Genomic DNA, 11,350 nt, shown 5'->3' on the forward strand with positions numbered 1-11,350 from the left:
ATGAATGAATATCAGTGAGGATTGATGGAGAATCATATGACTGTATATAAGACTTGAGTTCATTCATTAAAGACAGAGCGTCAGTAGCAGTTAATAAAGCTGAAAAATCATGAATAGTCATGTTATAAGTCATAAGACAACGGCTGGTTTAGGTATAGGTTTAAGGCGAAAGTGCATATAAAAAGTAGTAAAAATCGTAACATACTAGCGCTAGCGTCATATAGGGCTTTGCGTTAGTATGGCAGGCAATATTATACACCATTTATATTGAGAGGCCGCGTATGTCGAGCACTTCAGCCACAGCGTCTAACAGCGATACTCAAAAGGCACCATCAAGCATTTTACCTGATAATATCTCATTAAATAAGTGGGAAGACACTGGTTTTGAATGGTCAGGCCTGTTGGCACCGCATACTTTTGCTCGTCTCAAAGACGTACTCACAACAGAGCACGAGCAGCCACAGTTACAGCTAGATGCCAAGTTATATCGACGTAGCAATGTACTGCATTTGGCTTTTACTTTGGCAGGAGAGGTCTGGCTGACTTGTCAGCGCTGCCTACAGCCGGTTGCTATTGACTTATCAGACGATTATGACATTGCTTTGTTAGATGATGATAGTCAAGAGAGTCTGATCGATGAAGAACAAGATTACTTATTGCTAGATGAGATCGTAACAGAGCAGTCACCTGAGCGCTTACTGCCTCTAAAAAAACTGATTGAAGATGAGATATTACTCAAAGCCCCTTTATCGCCAAAGCATGAGGATTGTGAAATGGCGACCTCGCAAGTTGGTGATATTCCAGAAGAAGAAAACGAAAACCCATTCGCTGCGCTTGCCTCACTAAAGGGTAAGTTATAATTAAATAGTAAGTTGTAGAAGCAACGCGCCCTAGTGCAAAATGTCCTAAAACGAACTACAAAACCAAGGCTTTATTAATACGTCAAACATGCGTATAATGTCCGGTTTATTGCATTCTGGCAACGTGCCGCTTGCTTAAAGCCTCAACGAGACAAACCGCTCGTTTGGTTTGGATTTAGTCAGAGCTTTAAAGCAATTGGCAAACTCGTTAATTTAACGATGCATAAGGTTTAAGTGGTTATCAATACACCTAAACCTGTATCGGTTAAAACTGAATTTTAAGTTTATTCCCTTAAGTATAGGAGCTACATCATGGCTGTTCAAAAAAGTCGTAAAAGCCGTTCGCGTCGTGACATGCGCCGTTCACACCACCGTATGGAAGTGGCTGAATTAAGCGTAGATGCTACCACTGGTGAAAAGCATCGTCGTCATCACATGACCAAAGACGGTTTTTATCGTGGTCGTCAGTTGTTCAAAGTCAGTCAAGATGCTTAAATGAAGTAGTCCTAAGACTAATAGATATGTTTATCCGTGATTTGATAAGTATAGGTATTATTCGTCAAAGGATTATGAGCGCTTAAGTATTTTTGTAGCAAGAGCCAAGTTATTCGCTGTCATATATTAGGCATGCAGATAACTTGGCTTTTTGTTATTGCAGCTTTCTGTTATTGCAGTAGTAAAGGTTAATTTTCTAACCTTTGACAGTCTGAGTCATTTAGGCTTACTATATCAGTAGAATTTTGTTGTATAGACTTCTTAGTTGCAAAGACTAGATAACCTATTACGATGATTACAAATACATAGACGATAGCTAGTACCTACCATTTACTGATAAATTAATAATAATAGAATATAAATAAGCGCTCGCTTTTAGGGAATTATTCAACAATATAAGGAATATGGGTTATGGCAGTAGCACCCGATTCAACAAAAACGCCGCCTACGCGTATCGCTGTTATTTTTCCAGGACAAGGCTCGCAAACGGTCGCTATGACCTCAGAGCTTGCCGAGCATTACCCTCAGATCAAAGATACTTTTGCCGAAGCAAGTGCGGTACTTGGCGAAGACTTGTGGGCAATATGCCAAGACGAAGAGCGACTCAACCAGACTCAGTACACTCAGCCGGCACTTTTAACGGCTAGCATCGCAATTTGGCGTATTTTACAAGATAAGTTAACCAAGACGCCGTGTTACTTAGCTGGACATTCACTTGGAGAGTATAGTGCGCTATGTGCAGCTGGCGTGATCAGTTTTGCTGATGCTGTCAAGTTAGTACATAAGCGTGGGCAGTTTATGCAAGAGGCGGTAGTCGGTATCGATACGGCTATGGCAGCCGTGCTAGGTCTTGAGGATGCACGAGTTGAAACCTTGTGCGAGCAGGCGACCGAGCACGTTGATGGCGCTATCGTCGGTGCGGCTAACTTCAACAGCCCAGGTCAAGTCGTGGTATCTGGTAATGCTATTGGCGTAAACGCTGTCATAGATAAAGTCCAAAACACAGGTAAAAAAGCCATACCTCTAAAGGTTAGCGTGCCTTCGCACTGTGCACTTATGCATCCTGCTAGTCGAGCGCTCGCTGAGGCGTTGGATAATATCGAATTTGAGCAGGCCGCTATTCCAGTTATTCAAAATCGTCATGCCCGCGTTGAGAGTAGCGCACTAGGTATCAAGCAGGCATTGACAGAACAATTGAGTGAACCTGTCCTTTGGTCCAAAACGATGCAAGAGATGGCAGACAAACAAATCGGTATATTGATCGAATGCGGTAGCGGTAATGTTTTGAGTAATCTAGCTAAGCGCCAAGCAGAGCCTATTACAAGCTATCCTACTGACAAGCTTGCTCGTTTGGATAAGTTAATGGAGGTGCTATCATGAGCCGTACAATTACCCTAGTAACGGGCGCAAGTCGCGGTATTGGCAAAGCTGTTGCCAAACGTTTTGCTAAAGAAGGGCATTTTGTCATTGGCACAGCGACTACTGAAAAAGGCGCTGAGCTTATTGATGAATATCTACACGATACAGGCGGTATTGGACGCGTGCTGGACGTGCGTGATACCGAACAAATCAATAAGCTCTTTGAAGAGATTGAGAGCGTCTATGGGGCCGTACAAGTACTGGTAAATAATGCGGGTATCACCAAAGACGGTCTACTCATGCGTATGAAAGATGAAGACTGGGATGACGTCATCGATACTAATCTATCTTCGGTGTACCGTATGAGCAAACGCGCGATTCGCGGCATGATGAAAGCTCGCCGCGGCCGTATTATTAATATCAGCTCCGTTGTTGCCAAGATGGGCAATGCAGGTCAGTCCAATTATGCAGCGACCAAAGCAGGTCTTGAAGGCTTTAGCCGCACATTAGCCCGTGAAATTGGCTCACGCCAAGTGACTATCAATTGCGTCGCACCAGGTTTGATTGAAACAGATATGACGGATGAGCTTGATGAGCGTCTGCTTAATTCTATGCTAGATGCCGTACCTATTAGCCGCTTAGGTCAACCAGAAGACATCGCTGCTGCAGTCTCGTTTTTAGCTAGTGACGAGGCCAGTTATATTACAGGTGCGGTCATTCCAGTCAATGGTGGTATGTATATGTAGCATCGTTACACACTGATAATAAAATACTGTGTGAACGAGTGTAAACTCTAATAAATGGTGTTATAATAACGCATACTTTTATGTCAAAACCTTGTATGATAATGAGGTTTTATTGGATAGTATATAAAATAACGCTTTATCAATCTTAAAAAATGATAGACAAAAAGGGAGAGATCTATATGAGTAATGATGTTGAATTAAGAGTAAAATCTGCAGTAGCTGAACAGCTAGGTATGAACGTTGAAGACGTGAATAACGATGCAGCCTTCATGGAAGACTTAGGTGCTGATTCGTTAGATTTGGTTGAGTTGGTTATGTCGTTTGAGAGTGATTTTGGTATCACTATTCCAGATGAAGATTCAGCAGAATTGACTACTGTACAAAAAGCAATTGATTATGTACAAGCTCAGCTATAACTGACAAACCGTCATTATTAGTTGATTGACCGCTTATCTATCTAGGTAAGCGGTTTTTTTGTACCTAAACTTTTGTGCTTGAATACTTGTGTTTAAATACTTGTACTTAAATACTTATGCTCGAATATAGCGTCTCTACGCGAGACTAACATTATTCAACATACCTTTACTTGGCAAAGCGATGTGTTTTGCTATACTCGATAGCGCAAACAAAAAACGTTAATAACAATAGTGAAGGAGCAATAATATGGGAATGTTCAGTTTCGCAAAGGATATAGGTGACAAAATTTTTAACCGTGATGATGACAAGCATGATGCTAAGACTGAAACCAAAGCTGATGCTAATACGCAAGTCAAATCGAGTGAGCCATCGGCTCAATCTGTAGCGAGCTTATTGTTACGCCGCATTCAGCAGCAAAACCTCAATATCAGTAATCTAAAAGTCAAATACAATGGCTCAACAGATACCGCTGAGATCAGTGGTGATGCCAAAACTCAAGCTGATCGCGAAAAAGCTATTATCGCTATTGGTAACGTACAGAACGTCGCAAAAGTGATCGATAATATCAACATCGAAGAAGACGCGCCTGAATCTACTATGTATACCGTAGAGTCTGGTGATAGCTTGTCTAAAATTGCCCAAAACGTTTACGGTTCATCAAGCGACTATATGAAGATATTTGAGGCTAACAAACCTATGCTTTCTGATCCAGATAAGATTTATCCAGGTCAAGTGTTACGTATTCCTAAGCCATAAAGTGATCAGAATTTTCTAATCGCAAATGCTATATATTTGTCATGACGCTCCTTATATGAGGGGCGTTTTTTGTACTTGACTAAGACTCTGTCAGTCTACCTTGCTGCTCCTTTATTGCCCAATTAATATGCTCGTCCAGCATCTCATCGTGAACGCTCAACTTTGCTTCAAGCTCGACTATTACCTTAGTACTAGCAATTGCATTACCTAAGCCGATAGCGATATTGCGTAAAAAGTTGACGTAGCCTGTACGTCTAAGCGGACTGCCTTGAGTATTATTCAAAAAGTCGTTTTCCGTCCATCGCCAAAGATCGAGCAAGCTGCTGTTATCTAAATGATGACGAGGGGCAAAGTCCTCGACGTCTGTGACTTTAGCGTAGCGGTTCCAAGGGCAGATCAGTTGACAATCATCACAGCCAAAGACGCGGTTGCCTATAGCGCGTCTATACTTGATGTCTATAGATCCCTTGTGCTCAATGGTTAAATAAGAGATGCAGGCTGCCGCATTAAGCTCATAAGGCGCGACGATAGCTTGAGTGGGACAGATATCTATACAAGCATGGCAACTGCCGCAGTGAGCCTCTACGGGCTTGTCGTCAGGTAGCTTTAGACTGATAAACAGCTCGCCCAACACAAAAAAAGAGCCTGCTTGCTTATTGAGTAGTAAGGTGTGCTTACCTGTCCAGCCAAGACCTGCTGCATCGGCAATAGGGCGCTCAAATATCGGTGCTGAGTCGCTAAAGGGACGAAAGATAAAATTTGATGTATTGCCAATATCTAAATGTTGCCACTCAGGGAGCATCGCCTCAATCTGTAGCGCTAATTGTTTCAGGCGAGAGCGCATGGTCTTATGGTAATCGCGCCCGCGCGCATAGCGGGCAATAATGCCTTGATTGGGGTATTGGTTGTCGGCGATAGTACGCGGCGTCGGTACTTGAGTGAGGTAATCCATACGCACGCTGATAATAGTTTTAGCCCCTGCTACTAACTGCTCAGGATGCGCGCGCAGCTCATGATTGTTGTGCATAAAATTGAGCTGACCCTCATAGCCTTTATCCAGCCAGCGTTGTAGCTGCTCTATTTGCTCGGCAAACAAAGGATGGTGTACAGACAAAAAACCACAATCAGCAAAACCGAGAGACTTTGCTTGTGCTTTGATCCATTCCTTAACCTCAGCAGCGGATGCAAACGTGTCTATGTTGTTGACGTTATCGATCTCGACGGCGTTTGATGGTAATTTACTATGGCTTATCGCTGATTTTTGAGTGGACTGAATATTATGAGTCATAAACGGGCTAGATGTTGGCTAAGATACTTATATGATAAGCTTATAAGTCCTAAGCGCAAGTCTAAAAAATATAATTAACGCAGAGAGTCAGTCATGTCAGACTTACTAAGTTCGTTATCCAAAAACACAATGCCAGTCGCTCTTTACAGTAGTGAGCAAATTTATGCTATGGAAAAGGCTTGGTTTGCCCAAGGTTATGACAGCTTCGCCCTAATGCAACAAGCTGCTTGGCAAGTAGCGCAGCATATCAGAACGCTTTATGAGCAAAAATATCGTAGTACTGATGCGGCTAGCAAGACAGTCTGTCATGAGGAGAATCATCAGCCCAGCGCTATTATTTGGGTTGGCAAAGGCAATAACGGCGGCGATGGCTGGCTTGTCGCGCACTATCTAAAACAAGCAGACTGGCAAGTACGAGTCATTACGGTTGGTTTAGATATGGATAATTTAGCTGTTGATAGTAACACCATAGTATCCATGACTGACGCAATAAAAGCGCGCCAGATCACTATGGACAGTGATATCGAAACAGTGCGTTTTGAAGATAGTGGCTCTAAAAATAATGGCTTTAAAGACATCAGTCACTCAAAGCACTATAGGGCAGAGGCCGATGTATATATCGATGCTCTGTTTGCCATAGGTTTAGATCGCGCGCCTGCAGGTGTCTACAAACGAGCTATTCAAGCCTTTAATCACTACTCAAGACACTATCATGCTTTAAGCATAGCTATTGATATCCCAAGTGGACTAATCGCCTCAACTGGGCAAGTCTTTGACAGGTGTGCGATCGAGGCAGACGTGACATTGTGCTTGATCGCCCGTAAGCTTGGCCTACATATCAAAGATGGTATGGATCACAGCGGAACAGTGTTTGATATACCGCTTATTCCTTATGCAGACATTGAGCCCGCCGCTCTTATGCTTACCCGACCATATAAGGTCTCTAAGCGCCGTCAAAACAGCTATAAGGGCAGCTATGGTCATGTGTTAATCGTTGGCGGTAACCGTATTGATGGCTCACAGGGTATGGGCGGGGCCGCGATACTATCTGCCGCTAGCACTATGGCAACAGGCGCAGGCAAGATAACCGTTGCTTGTCATAGCGCTTTTCATGGTGCGCTATTAACCTCGTTGCCTGATGCGATGACGCTTGATTTACATGATAAGAATAGCGCTGAATCGTTAATTAATGATGCCAGCGTTCTAGCCATAGGTATGGGGCTAGGCCGAGATAAAAAAGCAGAAGATTTATTCATATATTATTTACAAACCACAATGTCGCAAGATATCCCAATAGTGATTGATGCTGATGGTCTGTACCATCTAGCATCGCTACAAGCTGATAACCATGAGCTAATCGCGCAGCTGCGCCGTTATAGTACGGCTCACAAGGTTTGCCTAACGCCGCATAGTGGTGAGATGGCGCGGTTATTGGACAAAGACGTAAAAGAGGTAGAGAGCAATAGACTAGCTGCGATCAAACAAGCCGCGAGTATTTATGGCGGTGATTGGGTGCTCAAGGGAGCAGGGTCTATGGTTTTAGAGGATGAGCAGATCTATGTCTGTACAACTGGCAACGCAGGTATGGCCTCAGCAGGTATGGGAGATGTCTTATCAGGAGTCGCAGCAGGCTTGTTAGCACAGCAAGATTTGTCAAAACTCTCACAGCATCTGCGCCAAGCTGTACTTATTCATGGTAGTGCAGGTGATGTACTCGTGAATGAATTATTCTCTAATGATGCACTGCTAATTGGTGAGCGAGGGCTACAGGCTCAAGATATGCCAGCAGCCATTCGTCATGTAATACACACTTTGACTCGTTAAAATCCAAGAGTATAATCTACCTAATAATGTCTATTAGGTACATTATACCGTAGCGCCCGTACAATACTGACTAATAGCTTGTTGCACGCGTTCACGTTTAAGTTCAATTTCGCGCCCATCCAAGTAGCGACGCTCGCCATTAGTATCCATTTCATAGATGCGACCACCAACGTTTAGATTGGTCAGGTTATTACGCAGTGACTGACAGCGCTGAGCATTCGCTTGAGCTTCTTGCTCCTCTATACGCGCCTCTAGCTGCGCCACGCGCTGCTGCTCTGCATCTGGGGCACTATTGTTTTGCTCGCTATTGGTTTTGCCCGCCATTTGACCAGCATTATTTTGTCGACCATCACTACGAAATTCGATAACTTCAATATTTTTGCCATTTTGCGGCGCGTGCTGACTGTACTTGACTTCACCATATGCACCAATCGACTTATAAACTTGCACAGCGTGAGTCATGCTCGTAGATAGCAGCAAAGCACAGAGCATAGCGAGTATTACAAATAGCTTAGTCGCAATAGTGGTAGGCACATTTGCCATAGCAACGATCCTTTATATAGTTTGAAGAGATGTAGTTTGAAGCGTTTATATCTATATTAATGAGTAGGTTATGACGGTGTTCTATGCCAACAGACTGTCGATACAGATATCCTTGCTATAATAACCAATAGTTAGACGCAAGTGTTAGAAGTTTTTCTTGACAATAGCGCTTGAACCATTGAAAATATTAGCAGTTGATTGGTCAGTGAGCGGCTTTTACTTTATTGCCGTGGCACTTGAGGACAAAGACCACAAGTTACTTATCGGTAGCTTATGTGGTTTTTTCTTCTTTGTGATGATGATATGTTTGTTATATACATCGTCTCCGGACTTATCTGTCTACAATGACTAAGATAAACTTATTATTTATAAACATCAAACGCGATGTTTGCATGGATGGCAAGTACAATACAGCGTACTGTCACAGTAATGCCTGCTGATAAAAGTGTTTTGTATTGTAGTATTAGCATAACTGCTGATCCTGTTTTTATCAGTGCAGTTGTCACTACTATGCGCAACATAAATAATAAGCCTCTTTTATAGATGCCTAGCATCTTGTCACTGTATACCGATAATCCGCTGCTTCAACACTGATCCTAAAATTTACTGTGCTCAAACATCATTGTCTTAATGACAGTTTTTTTAGTGATGATGTTTTGACATAGCAAATATCTATTCTTTATATAGACAAAGACTCATTATTTTTGAGTACGAATGGCCGCATTTAGGCGTGGTTGTTTTTATGATTAAGTAGTAAGTCTGCGCCGAACAAAAGGTGATGACAGTGACGCAAACCACGCAAAGTCCGAATATGACCGGGCACACGCAAACGGCTAATGCCGCCAAGAACTTTGAAGAAAAGCAGCAACGCATTGCTGAAGGCCAAGAGCCTGTAATGCTCTCTGGGGCTGAGATTTTGGTGCAGTCTTTGACCGATGAAGGAGTCAAGTACATTTTTGGCTATCCAGGCGGTGCGGTTCTTCATATTTATGATGCCCTATTTCAACAAGAAACCATTGAGCACATCCTTGTGCGTCATGAGCAAGCAGCAGGTCATATGGCCGATGCTTACTCTCGAGTGACTGGTAATACTGGCGTCGTACTTGCAACTTCAGGCCCAGGAGCCACCAACACAGTAACGGCTATCGCTACTGCGTTTATGGACTCAGTACCTATGGTTGTGATCTCAGGTCAGGTGCCAAGTAGCCTGATCGGCGAAGATGCCTTTCAAGAGACCGACATGATTGGGGTATCACGCCCTATCGTCAAACATAGCTTTCAGGTGCGTCATGCCAGCGAAATCCCTATGATCGTCAAAAAAGCATTTTATATCGCGCAGACAGGCCGCCCAGGTCCTGTCGTCATAGACGTACCAAAAGATATGACCGCGCCGAGCGAAAAGTATGCTTATGAATATCCAAAAGACGTCTTTATGCGCTCGTATCAGCCGTCAATCAAGGGTCATAGCGGGCAGATCAAAAAAGCGGTTGAGACTTTGCTTGCGGCAAAACGTCCTGTAGTTTATGCAGGTGGCGGCGTTATCTGGAGCAAAGCACACGCGGAGCTGACTGAGCTTGCGCATCGTTTGAACTTACCTGTGACTAATACCTTGATGGGTTTGGGTACGTTCCCAGGTTCGGACCGTCAATTTTTGGGTATGTTAGGTATGCATGGTACTTACGAGGCCAATACGAGCATGCATCATGCAGACGTTATTTTGGCAGTCGGTGCGCGTTTTGATGATCGCGTCACCAACAATGTCAAAAAGTTCTGTCCTAACGCCACCATTATCCATATCGATATAGATCCGGCGTCTATCTCAAAGACCATCTTTGCTCATATCCCAATTGTAGGCGACGTTAAGTCGGTACTAACAGATATGCTCGATAGTATCGGTGATGACAAGCAGCTTGATCAACATGCTCTACTAGACTGGTGGTCGCAAATTAATGAGTGGCGCAAGCGCCATGGTTTGCGCTATGACACCAGCACAGAAAACGGTATCAAGCCGCAGAGCGTTGTACAAGCACTAGATAAAGTGACTAACAGTAACGCTATCATTACAAGTGATGTCGGTCAGCATCAGATGTTTGCCGCGCTTTATTATACGTATCTTGAGCCAGGTCAGTGGTTGAACTCTGGTGGCCTCGGTACTATGGGTGTGGGCTTGCCATATGCAATGGCGGCCAAGCTTGCTAATCCTGATCGTGACGTCGTCTGTATCACAGGCGAGGGCTCTATTCAGATGAATATTCAGGAGCTATCAACTTGCTTACAGTATAATCTGCCTGTCAAAATCTTGAACATTAATAATGCGCAGTTAGGTATGGTGAAGCAGTGGCAAGATATGCTTTATGAAGGTCGCCATGCCCAGTCTTATATGGACTCGCTACCAGATTTTGTCAAGCTTGCTGAGAGCTATGGTCACGTCGGCATCAAGATCACTGATCCTGAAACGATGGAGGCGCAAATAGAAGAAGCGATGGCAATGAAAGATAGACTGGTATTTATCGATGTCTATGTCGATCGTAATGAGCATGTGTATCCGATGCAAATTGCAGGACAGACTATGCGTGATATGTGGCTAACAAAAGGGGAGCGTACTTAATGCAACAACCACATCTGATTTCGGTATTAATGGAAAACGAAGCGGGTTCGTTGTCGCGCTTGGTCGGCTTGTTCTCCCAGCGCGGCTACAATATCGAAACCCTAAACGTTGCCCCAACTGACGACCCCAGCATCTCGCGTTTGACGCTAACGACCATTACCTCTCCTGAGCGAGTTGAGCAAATCACCAAACAATTGCATAAATTGATCGAAGTGGTTAAAGTGCTTAATCTATCAGATACCGTTCACGTTGAGCGTGAGCTTATGCTGATAAAGGTACGTGCGACGGGCAATGTTCGCGAAGAGATCAAACGTAGCGCTGATATATTCCGCGCTCAGATCGTCGATGTGAACGCTAACCTGTACACGATTCAAATCGTAGGTGATACGGCCAAACTTGACGGTTTTATCGATACTATTGGACGTGAACGCGTGCTAGAAGTGGTACGCTCGGG

11 protein-coding genes are annotated in these 11,350 nt (G+C 43.8%); 9 read left to right on the forward strand and 2 right to left on the reverse strand.

What is annotated here, in order from left to right; translation table 11 throughout:
- The first annotated feature begins 281 nt into the window (after positions 1-281).
- The 6 genes from ACTXGO_RS05465 to lysM all read left to right on the forward strand — a co-directional run bounded on the left by ACTXGO_RS05465 (position 282) and on the right by lysM (position 4,633).
- Positions 282-860, forward strand: a complete 579-nt coding sequence (locus ACTXGO_RS05465) for a YceD family protein (RefSeq protein ID WP_317200622.1) — start codon at positions 282-284, stop codon at positions 858-860.
- 312 nt (positions 861-1,172) lie between these two features.
- On the forward strand, positions 1,173-1,355 hold the full coding sequence (gene rpmF, locus ACTXGO_RS05470) for a 50S ribosomal protein L32 (RefSeq protein ID WP_010196743.1): 183 nt from the start codon (positions 1,173-1,175) through the stop codon (positions 1,353-1,355).
- A gap of 411 nt (positions 1,356-1,766) precedes the next feature.
- A complete protein-coding gene (fabD, locus tag ACTXGO_RS05475) occupies positions 1,767-2,735 on the forward strand; it encodes an ACP S-malonyltransferase (protein WP_443573626.1) in 969 nt (322 codons plus the stop codon).
- Entirely contained in the window at positions 2,732-3,460 is a 729-nt protein-coding gene (fabG, locus tag ACTXGO_RS05480) for a 3-oxoacyl-ACP reductase FabG (protein ID WP_317200624.1), read from the forward strand. The genes fabD and fabG overlap by 4 nt, the downstream gene beginning before the upstream one ends.
- A gap of 179 nt (positions 3,461-3,639) precedes the next feature.
- Positions 3,640-3,876 (forward strand): acyl carrier protein, encoded by a 237-nt coding sequence (acpP, locus tag ACTXGO_RS05485; RefSeq protein ID WP_317200625.1) that lies wholly within the window; start codon positions 3,640-3,642, stop codon positions 3,874-3,876.
- A gap of 247 nt (positions 3,877-4,123) precedes the next feature.
- On the forward strand, positions 4,124-4,633 hold the full coding sequence (gene lysM, locus ACTXGO_RS05490) for a peptidoglycan-binding protein LysM (protein WP_317200626.1): 510 nt from the start codon (positions 4,124-4,126) through the stop codon (positions 4,631-4,633).
- Positions 4,634-4,712: 79 nt separating this feature from the next.
- Here lysM and queG read toward each other — a convergent pair whose 3' ends face one another.
- Positions 4,713-5,921: a tRNA epoxyqueuosine(34) reductase QueG gene (gene queG / locus ACTXGO_RS05495; RefSeq protein WP_443573628.1), complete on the reverse strand. Its 1,209-nt coding sequence runs from the start codon at positions 5,919-5,921 to the stop codon at positions 4,713-4,715.
- Positions 5,922-6,014: 93 nt separating this feature from the next.
- On the opposite strand from queG, the gene ACTXGO_RS05500 reads away from it, so the two are divergent.
- Complete coding sequence (locus ACTXGO_RS05500) at positions 6,015-7,745, forward strand: NAD(P)H-hydrate dehydratase (protein ID WP_443573630.1); 1,731 nt, start codon at positions 6,015-6,017, stop codon at positions 7,743-7,745.
- 42 nt (positions 7,746-7,787) lie between these two features.
- Here ACTXGO_RS05500 and ACTXGO_RS05505 read toward each other — a convergent pair whose 3' ends face one another.
- Positions 7,788-8,288 (reverse strand): DUF4124 domain-containing protein, encoded by a 501-nt coding sequence (locus ACTXGO_RS05505; protein WP_317200629.1) that lies wholly within the window; start codon positions 8,286-8,288, stop codon positions 7,788-7,790.
- Between the two features lie 895 nt (positions 8,289-9,183).
- Between ACTXGO_RS05505 and ACTXGO_RS05510 the strand changes: the two genes are divergently transcribed.
- Together ACTXGO_RS05510 and ilvN are read left to right on the forward strand one after the other, a co-directional pair.
- On the forward strand, positions 9,184-10,896 hold the full coding sequence (locus ACTXGO_RS05510; protein WP_435951014.1) for an acetolactate synthase 3 large subunit: 1,713 nt from the start codon (positions 9,184-9,186) through the stop codon (positions 10,894-10,896).
- A partial coding sequence (ilvN, locus tag ACTXGO_RS05515) for an acetolactate synthase small subunit (protein ID WP_443573632.1) occupies positions 10,896-11,350 on the forward strand: 455 nt, incomplete at its 3' end. The genes ACTXGO_RS05510 and ilvN, both read left to right, overlap by 1 nt.

It is taken from the genome of Psychrobacter sp. T6-1 (genome assembly GCF_052258445.1).

Coding starts and splice junctions, on each gene's coding strand:
- ACTXGO_RS05465 (WP_317200622.1), top strand. CDS start 282: ATGTCGAGCACTTCAGCCACAGCGTCTAACAGCGATACTCAAAAGGCA.
- rpmF (WP_010196743.1), top strand. CDS start 1,173: ATGGCTGTTCAAAAAAGTCGTAAAAGCCGTTCGCGTCGTGACATGCGC.
- fabD (WP_443573626.1), top strand. CDS start 1,767: ATGGCAGTAGCACCCGATTCAACAAAAACGCCGCCTACGCGTATCGCT.
- fabG (WP_317200624.1), top strand. CDS start 2,732: ATGAGCCGTACAATTACCCTAGTAACGGGCGCAAGTCGCGGTATTGGC.
- acpP (WP_317200625.1), top strand. CDS start 3,640: ATGAGTAATGATGTTGAATTAAGAGTAAAATCTGCAGTAGCTGAACAG.
- lysM (WP_317200626.1), top strand. CDS start 4,124: ATGGGAATGTTCAGTTTCGCAAAGGATATAGGTGACAAAATTTTTAAC.
- queG (WP_443573628.1), bottom strand. CDS start 5,921: ATGACTCATAATATTCAGTCCACTCAAAAATCAGCGATAAGCCATAGT.
- ACTXGO_RS05500 (WP_443573630.1), top strand. CDS start 6,015: ATGTCAGACTTACTAAGTTCGTTATCCAAAAACACAATGCCAGTCGCT.
- ACTXGO_RS05505 (WP_317200629.1), bottom strand. CDS start 8,288: ATGGCAAATGTGCCTACCACTATTGCGACTAAGCTATTTGTAATACTC.
- ACTXGO_RS05510 (WP_435951014.1), top strand. CDS start 9,184: ATGCTCTCTGGGGCTGAGATTTTGGTGCAGTCTTTGACCGATGAAGGA.